This is a genomic window from Streptomyces yamdrokensis (genome assembly GCF_053890455.1).
The window spans coordinates 3122901-3144341 of sequence record NZ_CM132679.1 but is presented as its reverse complement, the minus strand read 5'-3'; the positions used below and the strand labels follow the sequence as shown (position 1 = coordinate 3144341).

General features: G+C 73.7%; 16 protein-coding genes. 9 read left to right on the top strand and 7 right to left on the bottom strand.

Annotation, left to right across the window (positions count from 1 at the left end):
* The first annotated feature begins 109 nt into the window (after positions 1-109).
* From ACWZEH_RS13605 to ACWZEH_RS13585, 5 genes are all read left to right on the top strand, one after another.
* Complete coding sequence (locus ACWZEH_RS13605; RefSeq protein WP_456198457.1) at positions 110-1231, top strand: NAD(P)/FAD-dependent oxidoreductase; 1122 nt, start codon at positions 110-112, stop codon at positions 1229-1231.
* Between the two features lie 19 nt (positions 1232-1250).
* A complete protein-coding gene (locus ACWZEH_RS13600; RefSeq protein WP_456198455.1) occupies positions 1251-2507 on the top strand; it encodes an ATP-grasp domain-containing protein in 1257 nt (418 codons plus the stop codon).
* Between the two features lie 5 nt (positions 2508-2512).
* Complete coding sequence (locus ACWZEH_RS13595; RefSeq protein ID WP_456198453.1) at positions 2513-3775, top strand: ATP-grasp domain-containing protein; 1263 nt, start codon at positions 2513-2515, stop codon at positions 3773-3775.
* A 43-nt stretch (positions 3776-3818) separates the two neighbouring features.
* A complete protein-coding gene (locus ACWZEH_RS13590; RefSeq protein WP_456198451.1) occupies positions 3819-4808 on the top strand; it encodes an MmcQ/YjbR family DNA-binding protein in 990 nt (329 codons plus the stop codon).
* A gap of 95 nt (positions 4809-4903) precedes the next feature.
* Positions 4904-5740 carry an isocitrate lyase/PEP mutase family protein gene (locus ACWZEH_RS13585; RefSeq protein WP_456198449.1) on the top strand — a complete coding sequence of 279 codons (837 nt, stop codon included), beginning with the start codon at positions 4904-4906 and terminating at the stop codon, positions 5738-5740.
* Positions 5741-5813: 73 nt separating this feature from the next.
* Here ACWZEH_RS13585 and ACWZEH_RS13580 read toward each other — a convergent pair whose 3' ends face one another.
* Both ACWZEH_RS13580 and ACWZEH_RS13575 read right to left on the bottom strand, forming a co-directional pair.
* Entirely contained in the window at positions 5814-7496 is a 1683-nt protein-coding gene (locus tag ACWZEH_RS13580) for a DUF885 domain-containing protein (RefSeq protein ID WP_456198447.1), read from the bottom strand.
* On the bottom strand, positions 7493-8917 hold the full coding sequence (locus tag ACWZEH_RS13575) for an NB-ARC domain-containing protein (protein WP_456198445.1): 1425 nt from the start codon (positions 8915-8917) through the stop codon (positions 7493-7495). The genes ACWZEH_RS13580 and ACWZEH_RS13575 overlap by 4 nt, the downstream gene beginning before the upstream one ends.
* 246 nt (positions 8918-9163) lie before the next feature.
* On the opposite strand from ACWZEH_RS13575, the gene ACWZEH_RS13570 reads away from it, so the two are divergent.
* Positions 9164-12589: an AfsR/SARP family transcriptional regulator gene (locus ACWZEH_RS13570; protein WP_456198444.1), complete on the top strand. Its 3426-nt coding sequence runs from the start codon at positions 9164-9166 to the stop codon at positions 12587-12589.
* Between the two features lie 368 nt (positions 12590-12957).
* Here ACWZEH_RS13570 and ACWZEH_RS13565 read toward each other — a convergent pair whose 3' ends face one another.
* Entirely contained in the window at positions 12958-13101 is a 144-nt protein-coding gene (locus tag ACWZEH_RS13565) for a hypothetical protein (protein ID WP_456198442.1), read from the bottom strand.
* Positions 13102-14351: 1250 nt separating this feature from the next.
* On the opposite strand from ACWZEH_RS13565, the gene ACWZEH_RS13560 reads away from it, so the two are divergent.
* Positions 14352-15260, top strand: a complete 909-nt coding sequence (locus tag ACWZEH_RS13560) for a Bax inhibitor-1/YccA family protein (protein WP_456198440.1) — start codon at positions 14352-14354, stop codon at positions 15258-15260.
* Positions 15261-15384: 124 nt separating this feature from the next.
* On the opposite strand, the gene ACWZEH_RS13555 is transcribed toward ACWZEH_RS13560, so the two are convergent.
* A complete protein-coding gene (locus tag ACWZEH_RS13555) occupies positions 15385-15618 on the bottom strand; it encodes a DUF4287 domain-containing protein (RefSeq protein ID WP_055573748.1) in 234 nt (77 codons plus the stop codon).
* Positions 15619-15717: 99 nt separating this feature from the next.
* On the opposite strand from ACWZEH_RS13555, the gene ACWZEH_RS13550 reads away from it, so the two are divergent.
* Entirely contained in the window at positions 15718-16029 is a 312-nt protein-coding gene (locus ACWZEH_RS13550) for a hypothetical protein (protein WP_176726225.1), read from the top strand.
* A gap of 107 nt (positions 16030-16136) precedes the next feature.
* On the opposite strand, the gene ACWZEH_RS13545 is transcribed toward ACWZEH_RS13550, so the two are convergent.
* From ACWZEH_RS13545 to ACWZEH_RS13535, 3 genes are all read right to left on the bottom strand, one after another.
* A complete protein-coding gene (locus ACWZEH_RS13545) occupies positions 16137-16946 on the bottom strand; it encodes a hypothetical protein (protein ID WP_456198438.1) in 810 nt (269 codons plus the stop codon).
* A gap of 306 nt (positions 16947-17252) precedes the next feature.
* Positions 17253-18473 (bottom strand): acetyl-CoA C-acetyltransferase, encoded by a 1221-nt coding sequence (locus ACWZEH_RS13540; protein WP_456198436.1) that lies wholly within the window; start codon positions 18471-18473, stop codon positions 17253-17255.
* A 105-nt stretch (positions 18474-18578) separates the two neighbouring features.
* Positions 18579-19658 (bottom strand): SGNH/GDSL hydrolase family protein, encoded by a 1080-nt coding sequence (locus tag ACWZEH_RS13535; protein ID WP_456198435.1) that lies wholly within the window; start codon positions 19656-19658, stop codon positions 18579-18581.
* 236 nt (positions 19659-19894) lie between these two features.
* Between ACWZEH_RS13535 and ACWZEH_RS13530 the strand changes: the two genes are divergently transcribed.
* The gene (locus tag ACWZEH_RS13530) at positions 19895-21283 is read left to right on the top strand and encodes a cystathionine beta-synthase (RefSeq protein WP_456198433.1); all 1389 of its coding nucleotides are present in this window, start codon (positions 19895-19897) and stop codon (positions 21281-21283) included.
* The last annotated feature ends 158 nt before the right edge of the window (positions 21284-21441 follow it).

The window sequence follows — 21441 nt, the reverse complement described above, 5'->3', positions numbered from 1 at the left end:
CCGGCCCGTGCGTGCCCGGCCCGTGCGTGCCCGGCCCGTGCGGGGCCGGTCCCCGCCGGTGTCCCCGCCGGCCCCAACCCCCTGCCCGACCAGCGAAAGGAGGCGCCCGATGCGTGTCACCGTGGTGGGTGGCGGCGTGATCGCCCTGCTGACAACCGTGGAGTGCGCCCTCGCCGGACACCGGGTCACGGTCGTCGACCAGGGGCCCATTCCGTACAGCCGGGCCACCTCCTTCGACCAGCACCGCATCATCCGGGCCCTGCACCCGGCCGACCCGCACGCCACCGCGGCCGCGCTGCGCGCCCACCGGCGCTGGCTGGACCTGGAGGAGCTGTTCGCCACCCGCTTCTACGAGCGGGTCGGCGCGCTCACCGTGCTCCCGTCCGCCGCGGCGGACGCGGGCGCGCTCCTGGTCACCGGCGCCGGCGGGCACGCCCGCACGCTCACCCCCGCCGCGCTCGCCGGCCGCTACCCGCACCTCTCCCTCGACGGCGCCCTGGCCGGCGTCCTGGAGGAGGAGGCCGGGGTGCTGCTCGCCGAGCGCGTGCTCGCCGCCTCCGTGGGCTGGCTGAAGTGGCAGCCCGGCATCGACCTCGTCGAGCACCGGCCGGTGGTCGCGGTGGACGGAGAGCGCGGGCAGGTCCGGTTCGCGGACGGGCGGGTCCTCGACGCCGACGGCGTCCTGGTCGCCGTAGGGCCGTGGGCACGGGGGCTGCTGCCCGACCGGGTGGCGAAGACGCTCACCCTGCACCGGCAGTCGCTGCTGTACTGCAGGGCACCCGGGGAACAGGCGGAGGCGTGGGCGGCCACGCCGGCGATCCCGGCGCTGGGCACGCGGCGGGGTGCCTGGCTGATCCCGCCCGTCGCCGGCACCGCCCTCAAGGTGACCTCCGCCGCCCTGTGCCGCGAGGTCGGCGCCATCACCGACCACCGCACGCCCGAGGAGTACCAGCGTGAGCTGGCGGCCGAGTTCGGCGACCTGCTGCCGGGCTTCTCCCCGTCCTGGGTGCTCGGCAGCAAGGACTGCTACTACCTGTCGCACTCCGGGACCGGCGGCCCGCTCGTGGTCTCCCTCGGCGGCTCGGCCCATGCCTACGCGGCCTGCGGCGGTTCCTCGTTCAAGTTCGCACCGCTGATCGCCCGTACCCTCGCCGACCGCGTCCTCGGCCGCACCTGCGAGCCGACCGGCCTGACGGCCCTGGACACCGCACCCCTCGACGCCTCCCCGTGACCCCGCTGAAAGGAACGCCATGAAGCTGCTGGCGATCGAAGCCCGGCAGAACGCCACCTACTACGTCTCCCGCTACCAACAGGTCGTCGGCCTGGGCGCCGACCTGTACGTCCTCAACGGTGAGGGCACCGACGACTTCTGGCCCGCCGACCGCTACCGCGTCGCCGGCTCGCGGGCCGTGACGGACCTGATCGCCGTGGCCAAGGAGTGGCACGCCGAGGAACGGTTCGAGGGCGTCATCACCTTCTCCGAGTCCGCCGTCCTCGCGGTCGCCGCCCTCGCCGAGGCCCTCGGACTGCCCGGCATCGGCCTGGAGGCCGCCCGCGCCAGCCGGAACAAGCTGCTGATGCGCCAGGCCCACGAACGCGGCGACGCCGCCCACCCGTCCTTCCGGTTCGTCACCGACGAGGACCAGGCTCTGGCCGCCGCGGAGGAGTTCGGCTACCCGGTGATCGTGAAGCCGACCCTGGGCGCCGCCTCCCACTACGTCTTCCGTGCCGACGACGAGGCCGAGCTGCGCGAGCGCTGCGCCCAGGCCGCCCGGGGGCTGACCGAGCTGTCCTGGTACGCCATGGAGGCCGACGGCCTCGACCTCGGTCCGCACGGGCTGCTGGTGGAGTCCTTCCTCGACGGCGACGAGTTCCTCATCGAGGCGCTGGTCTGGGACGACGAGGTGTACCTCGGCTCGATCGTCGACCGGGTCACCGCCGAGGGCGACACGTTCGACGACGACGTCCACCACGCCCCCACCGCGCTCACCCCGGAGCGGATCGAGGCCGTCCACGAGGTCGTCGCGGCGGGCGCCCGCGCCCAGGGCCTGGTCCGCAGCGTGATGCACGCCGAGGTCCGTTTCCACGACGGGCGCCCGCACCTGGTGGAGATCGCCGTACGCCCCGGGGGCGGCGGTCTGGACCACATGGCCCGTGTCTCCGCCGGCTACGACCCGATCGCGGCCGTCGCCGACGTGGCCCGCGGGATCCGCCCGCGGGTCGGGCACTACGCGCCGACCGCCGTGCACACGGCCGCCCTGTGCCTGCTGCCGCCCTCCTCCGGCCGGATCGGCGACGTCCACGTCCCCGACGAGGTGACCGGCCGGGACGACCTGCTCTTCCTCAAACTCACCGCGAAGCCGGGCGACCTGGTCCGCCGCCCGCCGGAGGGCAACAGCATCCTCGGCTTCCTCGGCGTGAGGGGCACGTCCTTCGAGGACACGATGTCCACCGCCGAGGAACTCGCCGCCCAGATCCGCGCCGACCTCGTCCGAACCCAGGAGTGAATGACATGACCGAACGCCCCGTGATCATGGTCGGCTACGTGGCGGTGGCGGTGACCTCGCTGGCCCAGTTCCAGCCCGAGGGCTCCGTGATCGTCGTCGAGGAACCAGACGTCATCCGCAACCGCGGGTTGCGGCCCCAGACCGACGAGGCTCCGGTGGTCCGCGAACTGGTCGCCTGGGAGTACCGGCTCGAAGGCGCCGCCGACGCGTTCTACAACACCCACCCCGACCTCGACCCGGCCGCGATCGCCCCGCTCCAGGAGTACGCCACCCCGTTCGCCGCCCGTCTCGCCGAGCGCTACGGGCTGCCCACCGGCGGCTACGGCGCCCTGCGGATCCTGCGCGACAAGGCCCTGCTGCGCAAGGTCAGCGCCGCCGCCGGCATCCTCAACCCCGAGTCGGTGGAGGTCGCCTCGCCGGACGAGGTCCGCGCCTTCATGGCCGCCCACCCCGGCCCGGCCGTCCTCAAACCCGCCAACCGCCAGGCCGCCCTCGGCACCCGCGTCCTGGCCTCCGCCGACGAGACCGACGAGGCCTGGGCGGAGACCACCGCCATGGACGAGGGCGTCATGGAGACCGACCGGGGCTTCGAGCTGCGCATGCTCGTCGAGCGGTGCGTGCGGGGCCGGGAGTACAGCGTGGAGATGCTCGTCGAGCGCGGCCGGGTCCTGTTCGGCAACGTCACCGGCAAGGACCTCTACCCCGGCGCCCGCCCGATCGAGCTGGGCCACCTGGTTCCCGCCGACATCCCCGGCGAGCTGGACGCGCTGCTGCGCGCCGAGACCGAGCGCCTGCTGAGGTCCGTCGGCTTCGGCACCGGAACCGTCCACTGCGAGTGGATCGTCGAGGACGGCCGCCCCTACCTGGTCGAGTGCGCGGGCCGCTTCCCGGGCGACGGCATCGTCGACCTCATCGACCGCGCGTACCGCGTCGACCTCGTCCGCGACTACTGGACGCTGATGAAGGGCGAACCCCTGACCGCGGACCTCCCGGCGAAGGCGCCCGGCGCCGCCGCGGTCCGCTTCCTGCACACCGGGGAGGCCGGTGTCGTCGAGTCCGTCACCGGCGTCGAGGCGGCGCGGGAGCTGCCCGGCGTCGAGGCGTGCTCGGTGAGCGTGGAGCCCGGCGCCGAGGTGCGCGAGCTGCGCAGTTCCTGGGACCGTGTCGGCTCGGCCGTCACGGAGGCCGCCACCGGCGCCGAGGCGCGTGCGGCGGCCGTACGGGCGCTGGAGACGATCGAACTGAAGGTGCGGCCGGCGCGCGCGTGACCGCGCCGGCCGGACCGCCCACAGGAGGAAGGACGGGCAGGACATGCCCACCGTCGCAGACGTACGGCGCCTGGCGCTGGCGCTGCCGCGCACCGAGGAGCATCTGATCCGGGACCGGGTGAAGTTCCGCATCGGCCGGATCGTGTACCTCGCGCTGTCCCGTGACGAGACCACCCTGGGCTTCGCGTTCCCCAAGGAGGAGCGTGCGGCCCTGGTGGCCTCGGACCCGGAGAAGTTCTCGATGCCCCGCGACGCCGACCTCCGGTACCACTGGGCCCGGGCGACGCTGAGTGGCCTGGACCTGCCGGAACTGACGGAACTGGTCACCGAGGCCTGGCGCATGTGCGTCCCCGCGCGACTCGCCCGCGCCCACCTCGGCCCCGACCCCGACCCTCCGGTCCCGCCGCTGGGGCTCGCGCGACTGCGCGCCTCCGCGGAGGTGTTCGCCGCCTACCCGGGAGTCGACCGCACCTGGCTGGAGCTGCGCGCGCTGACCGCCCCGGGCCCCGACCCGACCGACCCCGCCCACCGCGCGGCCCTGCATCGCTGGCTCAACTCCTGGGGCTGCAGGCTCCCTCACCCGCGCGAGGGTGAGCCGTACGTCCTCGGGGAGGCCCTCGCGGCCTGGGCCGTCGCACACCCCCTGCCGGACACCCCGCTCGCCGAGCTCACCGACCCCGGAATCGACGTCCTGGCCACGGCCTACGACGACCTCGCCCGTCTTCCGGCCAAGTCTCCGCCCCGCCCCCGCACCCTCGGCCCGACCGCCGCCGCGAAAGCGCTGTACGCGTTGCGGCCGCACACCGTCATGCCCTGGGACGCGGCCATCGCCGTCGAGCTGTACGGCGCCCGCGACGGCGCCGCCTTCGCCCGCCACTTGCGTACGGGCCGGGCCTGGGCGCGGGAGGTCCTCGCCGAGAGCGGCCTGAGCGCCGACACACTGGCGGCCGCCCTGGGACGGCCCGCCGTCACCCTGCCGAAGGTCCTCGACGAACACCTGTACGTGACGATCACCCGCCGCGGGTCCTCCTGACCACCGTTGGGTCCGTCCGAATCCCGACCCTCTTCCCCCCAGGCGTGTGACGATCGTCCGCACCTGCCCCGCCCTGTGAAAGGAACGCAGAACTCATGACAGTTGACCAGAGCGCCAAGGACAAGGCCCAGCGGCTGCGTACGCTCGGCACCGACACGGTCCTCGTGCTGCCGAACGCCTGGGACGCGGGCAGCGCGGCCGTGATGGCCGCCGCGGGCGCCCCGGCCGTCGCCACCACCAGTGGCGGTGTGGCCTGGTCCCTCGGCAGGGGCGACGGTGAGCAGGCCACCCGTGACGAGATGCTCACCGCCGCCGCGCGTATCGCCGCCGCCGTGGACGTGCCGGTGACGGTCGACGTCGAGTCCGGCTACGGAGCGGCCCCGGCCGAGGTCGCCAGGACGGTCGCCGCGGTGGTCGCAGCCGGTGCCGTCGGCATCAATCTGGAGGACTCCAAGGCCGCGGGCGGCCCGCTGTTCACGCCCGAGGAGCAGGCCGAGCGCATCACCGCCGCCCGCACCGCCGCCACCGAGGCCGGCCTGCCCGAGCTGGTGATCAACGCCCGTACGGACGTGTACCTCTTCGGCATCGGTGAGGAGTCCGGCCGCCTGGACGACGTCCTGGCCCGTGCCGCCGCCTATGCCGAGGCGGGCGCCGACGGCGTCTTCGTCCCCGGCCTGCTCGACCTGGACGTCCTCACCGACCTGTCCGCGCGCTCCCCGCTCCCGGTCAACGTCATGGCGGGCCCCGGCGGCCCCGGCGTCGCCGAACTGGCCAAGGCGGGCGTCCGCAGGGTGAGCGTCGGCACGGGCGTGGCCCAGGCCGCGTACACGGCGGCCCGCCGCGCCACGCTCGAACTGCTGGAGTCGGGCACTTACGACTCGCTGGACGGCTCGCTGGACTTCTTCCAGATGAACGGGCTGTTCAGCGGCTGAGAGCAGCGGCGGAGAGCCGGAGGGGAGAGGGGGGCCGGTCGCCGGCCCCCCTTCACCGGTACGCGGGGAACGCTCAGCGGGTCGCGGTCCAGCGGGCGACCACCAGGTCCAGTACGTCCAGGGGAAGCGAGCCGTTGCCGAGCACCAGGTCGTGGAAGGCGCGGACGTCGAAGCCGGAGCCCAGCTCCCGCGCGGCACGGGAACGCAGGCGCTGGATCTCGAGGCGTCCCGTCATGTACGACAGGGCCTGTCCGGGCCACTCGATGTACCGGTCGGTCTCGTTGCGGATCTCGACGTCGGCCAGGACGGTGTGCTCGCGCAGGAAGCCGACGGCCCGCTCGCGGCTCCAGCCGAAGTGGTGCAGCCCGGTGTCGACGACCAGCCGGGCGGCCCGCAGCGAGTCCATCGCGAGCATGCCGAGCCGGGCCAACGGCCCCGAGTACAGGCCCATCTCGTCGGCGAGGCGTTCCGCGTACAGGCCCCAGCCCTCGATGTAGGCGTTGATCCACGCGATCCGCCGCAGCCGGGGCAGCCCGGTCAGCCCCTGCGCGAGGGAGAGCTGCACATGGTGGCCGGGCACCGCCTCGTGGAACGCGGTGGCCTCGGCGAGCACCCGCGAACGCTCGGTCACCCGCTCGGTGTTGGCGTGGTAGGTACCCGGACGCGACCCGTCCGCGGCGGCCGGCATGTACCAGGCCTGCGGCGCCCCCGGCACCTCCCTGCCGTCCAGCACACAGGCGGCCGCCGGCAGCCGCCCGAACCGGCGGGGCGCGGCCAGTTCGGCCCGCGCCACGGCCGTACGGGCGGCCGAGAGCATCTCGTCGGCACCGCTCCACCGCAACCGGGCGTCGGACCGCAGCCGTTCGCGCACCTCTGCCGCGGTCGGCGAGCCCCCGAACGCCTGCGCCCCCACCCGCGCGTACTCCTCTTCGATGTGGGCCAGCAACTCCACGCCCACGTCGTGCAGTTCTTCGGGGGACCGGTCGGTGGTGGTGTGGACGCGGGCGAGCGTGGCGTAGTGCTCCTCGCCGTCCGGCAGATGGCACAGGCCGGGCCGCTCCTGCGGCCGCCCGTGGGGGGCGATTTCGGTGGCGAGCACCTCCCGGTAGGCGGCGAACGCCGGCCGCACCCGCTCGTCGACCAACCGGTCCCGCTCGGCGTGGTGCCGCTTCGCGAGCGGTACGGCGCGCAGCGGGTCACCGGCCGGGTCGGCGAGGTAGGAGTCGAGCCGGGCGACGGCCGTACGGACCCGTTCGGCGACCGGCAGCCGCCCGGCGGCCGTCCCCGCGCGGTGCCGCGCTGCCGCACGCTCCAGGTACTCCGGGACACCCGCGAGCCGCTCCAGGTGCCCGCGCTCCTGTGCACCGCCCGCCGGACGCACCTCGGGCAGGGAACCGAGGAGCCGGCCGACCGGCGAGGTCTGGTAGTCGGCGACGGTGTGCTCGATCAGCCGGGCCCCGAGCCGGCCGGCGACGGCCGACGCCTGCTGGACGACCACGGCCCGGGTCACCTCCTCCCCGGCGTCCGAGACCGGCGCCTGCCGCGCCCGCCGGGCCAGCACCGACGCTCGCTCCCGCAACGCGGACTGCGCCTCCTCGGAGGGATCGGCGAGCCGTCCGACGGTTTCGGGGCACCCTTCCAGGGCGTCGTCCAGCGGGTCCTCGGCGGCGATGAGCCCGACGGTTTCCTCGGCGAGGGCGGTCACCGGGCTGGTGGGGGCGGTGGGGGTGGTGCGGTCGGTGATGGTGTCGGTCATCCTCGGGTGTCTCCTGTCAGGGCATGGGAACGGCACCGCGCGGTACCGGGTACGGGTTCGTGCACCGTCGGATCCGCCTGTGCACGTGCGAACTGACTCACCAGCGGCGGGAGTCCGTACCGCCCGGCCACGTCCGTCCGCTCCAGCAGCCCGGCGTCGACGAGTTCGTCGAGGAGGTCCTCGACGGTGTCCGCGTCCCGTTCCAGGGAGCGGGCGAGCGCGGTCACGGACGCGTGGGCCATCGTGTCCACGGACGGCGCGGTCCGGGTCGCCGCGAACCGGCGCAGCACGAGACGGGCCTGCGGGGTGAGCCGGAGGCGGGCGTCGTCGTAGCGCTCGGCGAGGTTCTCGTCGCCGACCCGCAGTCGGGCGAACATCTTTTCCCCGGCGACCAGTTCGGTGATCGCCTCGGTGAGCAGGGCCGCCGGGCGGGCCGCCAGCCGGCGCCCGGCGAGGGTGAGGGCGAGCGGCAGGTCACCGCAGGCCTCGGCGAGCACGAGACCCGCCCGCGGGGCGGCAGCGAGCCGCTTTCGGCCGAGGACCGAGGCAAGCAGCTCCATCGACTCGTCCCGGTCCAGTACCGGCAGAGCGAGGCGTCGTATCCCGTCCAGGCCGAGCAGCCGGGACCGGGCGGTCAGCACGATCCGGCAGTGCGGGGCGGCCACCATCAGCTCGCGCACCTGGCGTTCCTGACGCACTCCGTCGAACACCACGAGCAGCCGCCGCTCACGCAGCACCGACCGGTACAGGCCCACGCGCTGCGCCGGGTCGTCGGGGACCTGCTCCGGCTCGACGCCGAGCGCCCGCAGCAGGTCGCCCGCGATGCCGGCCGCGTCCCTGCGGCCGTCGGCGGCCGGGCCGAGGTCCACGTACAGCTGCCCGTCCGGCAGGCCGGCCGCCAGTTCGGCGGCCAGACGCAGCGCGAACGCCGACTTGCCGACGCCGGTCTGGCCGTGGACCAGCAGCGGCGGGGCGGGCCTGCCGGCCGGACCGGTCAGCATCCGCGCCCGGCCCAGCAGCCGGGTCCGGCCGGCCAGCGGCCGCGGCTCCATGGGGAGCTGGGCGGGTGTCGGCGGCAGCGCTCGTACGGCGGCGCCCCGCACCCGCGCCTCCGGCACCCGGTGCACGCCCCCGGCGGCCGGCCGGCCCTCGCTGCCCGCCTCCCGTGCGGCCTCCAGCCAGCGCCGCTCCCACACGGCCCGTTCCCCGCCGCACGCCTCGGCGAAGGCGAGCGCCACCTGAAGACTCGGCAGCCGGTAGCCGGCCGCCGCGTCCGAGAGGACCGAGGCGGAGAACAGTGCCCGCCTCGCCAGCTCCCGGTAGCTGGGGGAGCCCGCCCCGGACCGGAGCCGGCGCAGCTCCCGGGCGAAGTCGGTGGCCGGTCCGGCGTCCTGCGCCAACGGCTTCTCCGGTCTGCCCACGCCCACGCTCCTCGGGGATCAGTGGCGGTGCGCCGCGGGGTCGCCGCGGGTCCTCGCCGTCTGCTGCCTGGTCCCCGCAGACTCCGGTGGGCCGTTCCCGTTCCCCTCCCGGTGCGGTACCGCTGCCCCTTCCTGTCCCTTCCTGCCGCTTTCGTCGCTCCCCGTATCGCTCACCCGGCCGAGCGTTTATGATCCGGCTTGCCCGGAGCCCCGGTCGGGGGACGGGCATGGGGGCGGGGGAGCCGAATGACAGTCATGCATGTGAGGAACGGCGGGAACAGAGCCACGGACGGCGGTCCGTTCCGCCCGTCGTCCGGCGATTCGGACACGGGGTCGGTCCGCGAACGCCCGGCGGACGGGGCGACCCCCGCGCAGGGGCTGTGCTTCCTGCTGCTCGGCCCGCTGGAGGGCTGGTCGCAGGGAACCAGGCTCAGGCTGAGCGGCACCATCCAGGAACGCGTCCTGGCGATGCTGCTGCTCGAGCCGGGCCGGCTGGTCCCGGTGTCCCGGCTGGTCGAGGCGGCCTGGGAGGAGAACCCGCCGGCCACCGCCGGCCATCAGGTCCGCAAGGCGGTCGCCGATCTGCGCCGGCGCATTCCCGGCGGCAGCGAGGTGATCGTCACCGACGGCCCCGGTTACCGTGCCGCGCTCACCGGCGTCCGGCTCGACCTGCTGGAGTTCGGCGCCCATCTGCGGTCCGCCGCCTCCGCCGAGTCCGCCGGCCGCGTCACCGACGCCGTACGGGAACTGACCTCGGCGCTCACCCTGTGGCGCGGGCCCGTCCTGGCCAAGACCGGCGGAGCGGTGATCGAAGCGGCCGCCGCGGTCCTGGAGGAACGCCGGATCACCGCGGCCGAGCAGCTGTTCACGCTGAGGTTGACGCGCGGAGACGGCACGGCGCTCGTCCCCGACCTGCGGGACCTCGTCGCCGCCCACCCGCTGCGCGAGCCCCTGCGCGGCCAGCTGATGCTCGCCCTCTACCGCTCGGGACGGCAGGCGGAGGCACTGGAGGAGTACGGCCGTGTCCGCACCCTCCTGGTGGAGGAACTCGGCGTCGACCCCGGCCCGCACCTGGCCAAGTTGTACGAGGACATCCTGCGCGACAGCACGGACCTCCTTGCGGACCAGGGAGCGTTACCGTCTGCCGAACCGTCACTGCGGTGGATCGGCCGTGGGAGTGCCCCGGCCTGGGGCCGGGGCGAAGCCGCCGGACGTGCGAGGGCTGCCGGGGGCGCCAAAAGCGTGTCTCCCGGGGCTGCCGGGACCGCGGGAGACACGGACGGTCACGGCGGGACCGCGGGCGCGGAAGGCGCCGGGAACAGCGGGAGCGCGGGGAGCGGCCGGAGCGCCGGGCCTGCCGCGCGCGCCGGGGCCCACGAGGCCGGCGGGCCGGCCGGGGCAACCGGCGTCACCAGCCCCGTGCCCGCCGGCACACCCTCCCCCACGCCTCCCTCCCCCCAGCCGCCGGAGGCCCCCTGCACCCTCCCCTACGACCTCTCCGACTTCACCGGCCGGCGTACCGAACTCACCCGCATCGTCGGGCTCGCCACCACCGCCTCCGCCCGGGAGAACCGCGCCCGGATCATCGCCATCGACGGGATGGGCGGAACCGGCAAGACCTCTCTCGCCGTCCACGCCGCGCACCAGCTCGCCGGCGACTACCCCGACGGCCAGCTCCACCTCGACCTGCGCGGTTTCACGCCGGGTGAGGAAGCGATGCGCCCCGGGAGCGCGCTCGACGTCCTGCTGCGCATGCTCGGCATCCCGGGCGAGCGCATTCCGGCGGACCTCCAGAGCCGCGCGGCGCTGTGGCGGTCCGCCCTCGTCGGCCGGCGGATGCTGCTCCTGCTGGACAACGCCGTCGACGCCGCCCAGCTGCGCCCGCTGCTGACCGCCGCCCCGGGCTGCCTGGTGCTGATCACCAGCCGGGCCCGGCTGGTCGACCTGGACGGCGCGTCCTGGCTCTCCCTCGGCCTGCTGCCGCCCGGGGAAAGCGCCGCGCTGGTCGCCGAGACGCTGGGCGCCGACCGGGTCGCCGCCGAGCCGGACGCCGCCGCCGAACTCACCGAACGCTGCGGCCATCTCCCGCTGGCTCTGCGGATCGCCACGGCCCGGCTGCGCAACCGGCCCCGCTGGACGCTGGCCTACCTGGTCGACCGGCTCCGCGACGAGACCCGCCGGATGGTCGAGCTCACCTCCGGCGAACGGGGGGTCGCGGCCACCCTGCGCCTGTCCTACCTGGCGATGACCGAGCGGCACCGCACCGCGTTCCGGCTGCTGGCGATGCACCCCGGCACGCGCATCGACCCCCACGCGGCGGCCGCCCTGCTCGGTCTGGAGCTGTTCGACGCGGAGGACCTCCTGGAGCACCTGCTGGACGTCCACCTGCTCCAGCAGCCCGACATCGGCCAGTACACCTTCCACGACCTGGTGCGCAGCTTCGCCCGCGAACTGCCCACCTCCGAGGAGGAGACGGCGGCCGTCGTGGAACGCCTTCTCGGCTACTACGTCTCGGCGACCGAGGCCGCGTGCCAGATCCTCTTCCCGGGCCGCATGCAACACCCGACGGAGCTGCCCCCGTACGAGGGAGAACTGCCCCCGCTGGCCGACGCGGCCGCCGCCCGCCGCTGGTTCGCCCTGGAGCACAAGGGCCTGATCGCGACGACCGCGCTGGGCTCCGGCCGCGGCCTCGACCGGCACACCGCCGTCCTCGCCCGCAACCTGGTCTTCCACCTCAACGCCCGCGGCCACTTCACCGAGTACGCGGAGGTCGCCCGCACCGCGGCGGCCGCCGCGCGCCGCACCGGCGACCTGTGGCTGCTCAGCTGCGCCCTGTCGAACCTGGGCGTGGCCTGCTGGAAGCTCGGCCTGCTGGAGGAAGGCATCGAGACGGTCACGGAGGCCCGCGAGGCGGCCGTGCAGGCCGGTAACCGTCCCACCGAGGCGCACGCCGACAGCGTCCTGGGGATCCTGCACGCCACCGGCGCCGACTACGGACCCGCCCTCTTCCACCTGCGCCGCTCGCTGGCGCTGGCGCTGGAGCTGGGGGCCGAACGCAATCAGGCGGACGTCCTGTGCACGCTCAGCACCGTCCACGAGGAGCTCGGCCGCCATGCCGAAGCGGCGGAGGCCGCCCGGGAGGCCGCCGGGATCTCCCTGCGCCTCGGCTATCTCAACAACCAGGTGACGTCCCTGACGGACCTCGCGTTCGCCGAGGTAGGCCTGGGTGACGCGAGCGCCGCCGAGGAGAGCCTCGCCCGGGCCCGCGCGCTGTGCGACGAACGGGTTCCGGCCGGCGACAAGGCTCTGCTGCTCGCCCTGTCCGCCCGGGTCGCCCAGCTTCTCGGCGACACCGAGGCCGGCCACGGTTTCGCCGCCCGAGCCCTGACCCTGGCCGACGAGACCGACGCCCCGCTGCGTCGTGCCAAGACCCAGAACGTCGTCGCCCGCTTCCACTTCCACGCCGGCGCCCACGAGACGGCCCGCGCCCTGCACGAGCAGGCCCATCGCAACGCCACGCAGGCCCGGCTGCGCGCCGAGGAGTGGCACGCGCTGTCGGGCATGGCGAGCGCGGCACGCGAACTGGACGACCCGCTGGCGAGCACCCACCGGGCAGCCGCCCACGCTCTGCTGACCCGCCTGGGCCTGGCCCATCCCCCTGCGGAACGCTGAACACCCATCCGCGGACGGTGCCGCGTCCCCGGCACGAAGGCGCCCCGCCCGATGACCCGGGCGGGGCGCCTTCCCGAAGGTGTCCCCGAAGGGCTGCGCCGCGGTCGCATGCCGGCGCCGCGCGCCAGAGGCGGACAGGCCCCCGGGCCCGTCCGGCGGATCATGCCGAAGACGCGGGGTCCGGCACGCCCGTCCGCGGCGTTGTCGCCGGTCGCCGGCTCCTCCGGGCTCCCGGTTCCGCTCGAGCAGGGAGGGACCTCCATCGCGTCGGCGCCCTCCTCCGCCTCGCGGCCGAACGCACCGGACCCCACCCGCCCCGGCCGGACGGACACCGCCGATCGCCCCCGACTCGATCCGCCGGACACCCCCTAGTGCGGGCCGACGTCGCTGGCCACCACCCGGTGGCCGGCGGTCCCGGCCGGGAGGTCCGTGGCGGACACGGCGAAGCCCAGTCCGAGCGCCAGGGTCAGCGTCGCGTGAATCCCTATCAGTGCCGCTGCCTTCGTACGCATGTTTCCCATCCCCCAGGGGTAGTCGGCGGTGGCCGGCAGTGTTGCCCGCCCTCGACGCCGACGATGTTTCCGGCGGCGGTTCCCGATCCGGTCCCTTCTCGTTCCTCCGCCGCGCGGGAGCGTTACCGCTGTTCAGAACCCCCCCGTCGGCGCACCCCGCCACCCGCGGCCCGTTCGGGGTCAGCACGGTGTCGGTACGCAGCGGGCCCTCGGAGAGCCCGGCGAGGTCGAGGAGTTCGCGTACACAGGACCGCACCCGGGACACCTCGCCCGACGCGTCGGGCGGGCCCGCGCCCTTGCGCACCACGCTCACCACGTGATGCATCCCGCCCAGCGAGAGCGTCTCCACCCGGTAGCGGGGCCCGGGGAGCAGCTCCTCGACGAGTCGCGCACCGTCATCCGCGGTCCCGGCCCACAGGGCGAGCTCCTTCTCGTCCCGCACGAAGGCCGGCCCGCCCCACCGGCCGCCGGCGCCACGGGACCTGATGACGACGGGCAGCCCGATCCGCTCAGCGGCGGCCCGGCTCCGGGCGACCGTGTCGGCCTCCTCCGCCCGCACCGGGGGCCAGGACGCCTCGAGCAGCAGCCGCCGCAACGCCACCGGATCCTTCAGCCGCTCGGCGGCCGGGTCCCGCCACAGCATTCCGTCCCGCTCCCGCCGCACCCGCCGTACGACGGCCCGGACGTCCTCCCCGGCCCCCGGCCCGCACATCAGCTGTCCGATGCCGTACCGCCGCAAGAGCCCGGTCAGCAGGCCGTGCAGGGTCCCGTCGACGGCCCCGGCCGCACCGGCGACGAGCAGCCGCTCCAGGGGGACCGTGCCCGGCAGCGCCTCCCGCGCCCCCACCACCGCCCACAGGTCGAACCCGGCGGCCACGGCCGACCGCACGAGCCCCTCCCCGGGCATCACCAACAGCATCCGTTCTGCAACGCTCGCCACGGCCTCTCTTCCGCCGATCTGCTCGAACGCCGCCAGGTTCCCCCGACGTCTTCCTGTTCACCTCCCGCCCCGTTCCCCGCGCCACCGCTTCCGGCGGCAGAACGGCCGGATCCTGTGTGATCTCCGGCCGGTTCCGGGCAGGTTCCGGGTCGGTCATGATCCGGTCCCCGCGGTGAGGGGAATCACGTGGTCGCGTAGCGTGTTGTGCAGCACGACGAGGGAAAGATCCTTCCCAAGCATCGGGGTCATCCCTTTGCTTACCCATTACTCTTGAGCCCAAGGCCATGCTGTGTGGCCATGGAGGAGTGAAATGAGGAGCAGAAACCCGGTCTTCTCGCGACGGGGGTTCAGCCGCGACAACGGCTACGCGGGCTTCAACACCGCGCCGCAGGCCGGGGGTCCCGCTGTCGCCACGCAGGGCAACCCGTACGCGCAGCCCGCCGGCAACCCGTACGCGCAGAACCCCTACGCGCACAACCCGTACGGTCAGCAGGACGTGCAGCACGGCGCGCCGCCGCAGGCGCCCGCCGCTGCCGACCGGATGACCATCGACGACGTCGTCATGCGCACGGGCACCACGCTCGGCGTGCTCATCGTCTTCGCCGCGCTCGCCTGGGCCCTGCTGCCCGTGGACGACGCCAACCTCGGCCGGTCCTACGGCATCGGCATCGGCGCCGCGCTGATCGCCATGGTGCTGGGCTTCGTGCAGGCCTTCAAGCGCAAGGCGGCACCCGCGCTGATCCTGACGTACGCCGCGTTCGAGGGTGTCTTCCTCGGCGTCATCTCCAGCGTCGTCGACAACCGCATCGCCGACGGTGCGGCCATGCAGGCCGTGCTCGGCACCATGGCGGTCTTCGCCGGTGTGCTGGTGGCGTACAAGGCGGGCTGGATCCGCGTCAACCGCCGCTTCTACGGCTTCGTGATGGCGGCCGCGCTCGGCTTCATCCTGCTGATGGCCGTGAACCTGCTGTTCGCGGTGTTCGGCGGCGGTGACGGCCTCGGCTTCCGCAGCGGCCCGCTCGGCATCATCTTCGGTGTCGTCGGCATCATCCTGGGTGCCTGCTTCCTCGCCCTGGACTTCAAGCAGGTCGAGGACGGCCTCGCCTACGGTGCCCCGCGCGAGGAGGCCTGGCTCGCGGCCTTCGGTCTCACGCTGACGCTGGTCTGGCTCTACCTGGAGTTCCTGAGGATCATCGCGATCCTCAACAGCAGTGACTAGCGTTCGGTGATCAGCGCTCGACGCGTCTGATCCGCAGGTACGCAGGCAAGGGCCCCGGGTTCACCCGGGGCCCTTCGCCGTGGTGCGGACGGGATGGGCCGTGGACGGTGGGCGGGGTGCGGACTCAGCGCAGATTGCGCGCGGCCCTTCTCAGGTCGTACTCGTGGACGATCGCCTTGGCATGGCCGTACGCCAGGTCGTACTCGTGGCGGAGCCAGCTGACCTTCTCCTCGAAGCGGAAGAGCGACGGGCCCTCCTCCTCGACGGTGCGCAGCCAGTCGGACACCTCACGACCGGTGCAGTGCGGGATGCGGGCGAGCATGTTGCGGTGGGTCTCCTCGGAGAGGACTTGGGACATCGGCGCCTCCAGCGCAGGGTGTGAGCCGGTCCTTCAGGTCACCGTGCCTGAGCGTTCGTCCGTTGGCAACAGTCCTGTCGTGCCGCGTACGCTCACCGCGTGGTTGATACGACGCCTCTCACCCGTGCCGTGGATCATTTCGCCGACCGCCTGCGGGCCGCACCGCAGAGCCGGCTGCAACGGGGGGCCGCCGCCGAGGCGCTCGCCCTGGCCAGGGAACTGGCGTTGTGGACCCAGCGCGTGGAGGAGCCGGGCACCGAGCCCCGCGAGATGCCCGACGCGGGTATGTTCGCCGCAGCCGACCAGGTCACCGTCGCCGGCCACGACCTGGCGCTCGTCCTGGAGGACGAGGACGAGGTCGCGGAGGCGCTGCGGCTCGTGGAGGAGGCGCAGAAACGCGCCGGGGTGTAGGGCCAAAAGCGGCCCGGGTACACGCCGGCGCGGGGAAGGGCCCGGGCGGAGTGCCGGGCAGAAGGACCGGGCGGCAGTCCGGAGCGGACAAGTCCGGAGCGGACGGCTCAGAGGGACGCGATGACGCGGTCCGCCAGGATGTAGACGTTCTCCTCGCCGCAGGCGAAGGTCAGCGTGTACGCGCCCGAGACGCCGGAACCGCCCAGCAGGAACGGGCTCCGGCCCTCGCGCAGGGCGGCGGCCAGCCGTTCGGCGGTCTCCCGGTGCCCCGGCGTCATGCACAGCGTGGTGCCGTCGGCGAAGACGTAGACGTCCAGTGTGCCCAGCGGGCCGGGGCGGACGTCGGTCAGTTCCACCTCGGAGGAGGCCAGCTCCTCCAGTGTGGAGACGGTGCGCTCGTGGTCGTTCACGACCGGCGACGGGTTCGGGACGAAGTCCGGGTGCGAGGGGTGCCGACGGCGGGCCGCGGCCAGTTCCGGGGACTCGGTGGGCGTGACGCCCTGGACGAAGTCCTTCGGGGCGTAGTCGTCGGAGTCGGCGCCCGGATCGGTCACCGGCTCCAGCCCCACGAAGTCGGCCTGCCGCGGCATGAACAGCTCGCTGTCGGACAGGCCCAGCAGGGACGGCGCGTCGGAGACGTCACGCGACTCCTGGGCGGCCCAGAACGCCCGTGCCTCGGCGAGCTCCCGCTCCCGCTCCTCCGCGAGCGCCTCGGCCACGGCCGCGCGTATCTCGTCGGCGTGGGCGGAGCGGGCGGCGGGCAGGAGCGCGCGCGTGGCGGCGGCGCGGTCCTTGACCAGCTCGGCGTGCAGGGCCGCGACCTGTCGGCGCAGCACCAGAATGCTGCGCAGGACAGCGACACCCACGGCGCCGGTTGCGGCCGTGGTGACCAACAGGGCGATCGGCATGGCGCTCACTGACGTACTCCCGGTTCAAAGTCGACCCCCGACTTCCTACATCAGCTTGAAGGGCGGACTAACCATCTGTCAGTGCGTAACGTCACGAAACGGACAGGGTGTGGTTTCCAGGCCGGGTGGAGGCAGGGCCCTGACCTGTGTGAATCCCCGCGGTGAGGGAGATAGGTCACATCCTGGGGGAGATTGGATCACGGAACGGCCCGGAACCCCGGTGGTGCGGGGGTTCCGGGCCAAGGCCTCACCGGCTGACGTCTTTTGGTCACTCCGCGCGCTCGCGCGGTCTCGCGGCAGGGGCGGTCGATCCGGTCAGCTGAGGCGCTCGACGACCATGGCCATGCCCTGGCCGCCGCCGACGCACATCGTCTCCAGGCCGAACTGCTTGTCGTGGAACTGGAGGGAGTTGATGAGCGTGGCGGTGATGCGTGCGCCGGTCATGCCGAACGGGTGGCCGACGGCGATCGCGCCGCCGTTGACGTTCAGCTTCTCCAGCGGGATGCCGAGCTCGCGGTAGGAGGGGATGACCTGCGCGGCGAACGCCTCGTTGATCTCGACCAGGTCGATGTCGTCGATGGTGAGGCCGGCGCGGCGCAGCGCCTGCCGGGACGCCTCGACCGGTCCGAGGCCCATGATCTCGGGGGAGAGGCCGGAGACGCCGGTGGAGACGATCCGGGCGAGCGGGGTCAGGCCCAGCTCGCGGGCCTTGGTGTCGCTCATGACGACGAGGGCTGCGGCACCGTCGTTGAGCGGGCAGCAGTTGGCGGCGGTGACCATGCCGTCGGGGCGGAAGACGGGCTTGAGGCCCGAGACGCCCTCCAGGGTGACGCCGGCGCGCGGGCCGTCGTCCTTGGCGACGACCGTGCCGTCGGGCAGCGTCACCGGGGTGATCTCGCGCTCCCAGAAGCCGTTCTTGATGGCTTCCTCGGCCAGGTTCTGCGAGCGGACGCCGAACTCGTCCATGTCCTGACGGGTGACGCCCTTCAGGCGCGCCAGGTTCTCGGCGGTCTGGCCCATCGCGATGTAGGCGTCCGGGACGAGGCCGTCCTCGCGCGGGTCGTGCCAGGTGGTGCCCTCCTGCTCCGCGACGGCGGCGGTACGGGCCTCGGCCTCGGCGAAGAAGGGGTTGCGGGTGTCGGGCAGGCTGTCGGAGTTGCCCTTCGCGAACCGGGAGACCGTCTCGACGCCGGCCGAGATGAAGACGTCGCCCTCACCGGCCTTGATGGCGTGCAGCGCCATGCGGGAGGTCTGCAGGGACGACGAGCAGTAGCGCGTGACGGTGCAGCCGGGGAGGTGGTCCATCCCCATCTGCACGGCGACGACGCGGCCGAGGTTGTTGCCCTGCTCGCCGCCGGGGAGGCCGCAGCCGAGCATCAGGTCGTCGATGTCCCCGGGGTCCAGCTCGGGGACCTTGGCGAGGGCTGCCTGGATGATCGAGGCGGTCAGGTCGTCCGGACGCACCTCCTTGAGGGAGCCCTTGAAGGCGCGGCCGATGGGGGAACGGGCGGCAGAGACGATCACGGCTTCGGGCATTACGGCTCCTGGGGCTACCGGGTGGTTGGACAGGGCTGCATGGGAAGTTACCCGGACGTAGTGGCGGGGTCACGGGGCGCGCGGTGTGACACTGGCCGCAATTTACTAAGCGCTTGCTTTGGTCTGTGTCCCCCCGGATCCCGTGGCTTTCGAGGGTTCCTCCGCCAGGGCGGACCGCGCCCCGGTCTCCGGCTCCCGCACCCGGCGGCGCTTGCGGCGCTTGAGGAGGGCCCAGGGGCCCCTCGGTCCCGTGGGCATGGCCGCGGTGACCTCGGTGCCCGCCTCCGAGGCGGCCTCGGCCGCGGCCCGGGCGACGGGGAGGAAGCCCTCGCGGCGGGCGGCGTCGGGCCGTTCGTCCCGGGTCGGCCACAGGCCGAGCGCGGCGCAGACCGTCGGCAGGAGGGCCATGGCCGTTGTGGCGTACCCCTCGGCGGAGGGGTGGTAGCTGTCGGGGCCGAAGAGCTCGCGGGGGTTCGCGGCGAACTCGGGGCCGAGCAGGTCGCCCAGCGACACCGTGCGCCCGCCCTGCTCGACCGTGCCGATCGTCTGGGCCGCCGCCAGCTGCCGGGAGGTCCGCCGGGCCAGCCAGCGCAGAGGCTGCTGGACCGGCTCGATCGTGCCCAGGTCCGGGCAGGTGCCCACGACGACCTCCGCACCCGCCGTACGCAGCCGGCGCACCGCCGCCGCCAGGTGGCGGACGGAGAGCGCGGGCGGCATGCGGTGCGTGACGTCGTTGGCGCCGACCATGATCACGCAGATGTCGGGTGCCCGGGACGGATCCGCCAGGGCCCGCGTCACCTGCCGGTCCAGATCGTCGGAGCAGGCCCCGGGCACAGCCACCGTGCTCAGCCCCACCGGCCGCTCCGCGACCGCCGAGACCCCCGACGCCAGCAGTGCGCCCGGGGTCTGACCGGCCCGGCGCACGCCCTGGCCGACGGCCGTGGAGTCGCCCAGCATCGTCAGCCGCAGCGCCGGCTGCCCGGGCACCGTGTAGACGGCGCCGTACAGTCCGTCCGCGTTCGGCACGTTCGGGCTGCTGCCGTTGCCCACACGGCGACGCGCCAGCCGGACCTCGGCCAGCAGCAGTCCGACGCCGGCCGCGCCGGCCAGGCCGATGCCCCCGCCGCCGTACGCGGCACCGGCCGCGATCCGCCGGGCCACCCTCGCCCGCGACATCCTCGTCATGCCTCGCCGTCACCTCCCTTGAGCCGTACCACCGCACGGCCGCACAGCCGCACACCCAGTGCTTGCCCCGTACGGACCGTGATCCAATCTTCGCGGTGGGTGAACGACCCGGGAGGGCCGGCCCGGCCCGGGGTGCGGATGTGGGCCCGCGTCCGGGTTCACGGACAGGGGCCGGAGCAGGCTCTAGGCTGGCATCACCACTTCAACCACACCTTTTGCAGCATCCGGAGACAACGGTGCAATTCCACGACTCGATGATCAGCCTCGTCGGCAACACCCCGCTCGTGAGGCTCAACAACGTCACCCACGGCATCGGGGCTACCGTCCTGGCCAAGGTGGAGTACTTCAACCCCGGCGGATCGGTGAAGGACCGCATCGCCCTGCGCATGATCGAGGCGGCGGAGAAGAGCGGAGAGCTGCGGCCGGGCGGCACCATCGTCGAGCCGACCAGCGGCAACACCGGCGTCGGCCTGGCCATCGTGGCCCAGCAGAAGGGGTACAAGTGCATCTTCGTGTGCCCCGACAAGGTCTCCCTGGACAAGATCAACGTACTGCGGGCGTACGGGGCCGAAGTGGTCGTCTGCCCGACCGCCGTGGACCCCGAGCACCCCGACTCGTACTACAACGTCTCCGACCGGCTGGTCCGTGAGACGCCGGGGGCCTGGAAGCCGGACCAGTACTCCAACCCCAACAACCCGCTCAGCCACTACGAGTCCACCGGGCCGGAGCTGTGGGAGCAGACCGAGGGGAAGATCACCCACTTCGTGACCGGGGTCGGGACCGGCGGCACCATCTCCGGGACCGGGCGCTACCTCAAGGACGTCAGCGACGGCCGCGTCCGGGTCGTCGGCGCCGACCCCGAGGGCTCCGTCTACTCCGGCGGCTCCGGACGGCCCTACCTGGTGGAGGGCGTCGGCGAGGACTTCTGGCCGACCGCCTACGACCGGACCGTCGCGGACGAGATCGTCCCCGTGTCCGACAAGGACTCCTTCCAGATGACCCGGCGCCTGGCCAAGGAGGAGGGCCTGCTCGTCGGCGGATCGTGCGGCATGGCCGTCGTCGCGGCGCTGCGGGTCGCCGAGCGGCTCGGCGAGGACGACGTCGTGGTGGTGCTGCTCCCGGACAGCGGGCGCGGCTACCTCAGCAAGATCTTCAACGACGAGTGGATGGCCGACTACGGCTTCCTCGAGGACGCCGGCCCGAGCGCGCGTGTCAGCGCCGTCCTCGACCACAAGGAGGGCGGCCACATGCCGTCCCTCGTGCACATGCACCCCGACGAGACCGTCGGGCAGGCCATCGAGGTGCTGCGCGAGTACGGCGTCTCGCAGATGCCGGTCGTCAAGCCGGGCGCCGGGCACCCGGACGTGATGGCCGCCGAGGTCGTCGGCTCGGTGGTGGAACGGGAACTGCTCGACGCGCTGTTCAGCAAGAACGCCTCGCTCGACGACCCGCTGGAGAAGCACATGTCCGCCCCGCTGCCGCAGGTCGGCTCCGGTGAGCCGGTCGCGGACCTGATGGCCGTGCTGGGCAGGGCCGACGCGGCGATCGTCCTGGTCGAGGGCAGGCCGACCGGTGTGGTCAGCCGCCAGGACCTGCTCTCCTTCCTCGCCAAGGACGGCAAGTGACCGTGGGCGTGTGACCGGCGGTGTGCGACCGGCGCGGAGACGGGCGGCCGACGGGCGGGACGTTCACGGGCGGCTGACACCCGCCGGCCGGGGGGCGAACCGGCCGTGGACGCCGGGAGCCGGGCCGTACGTGATCTTCGTGGACTTCGCGGAAGTGG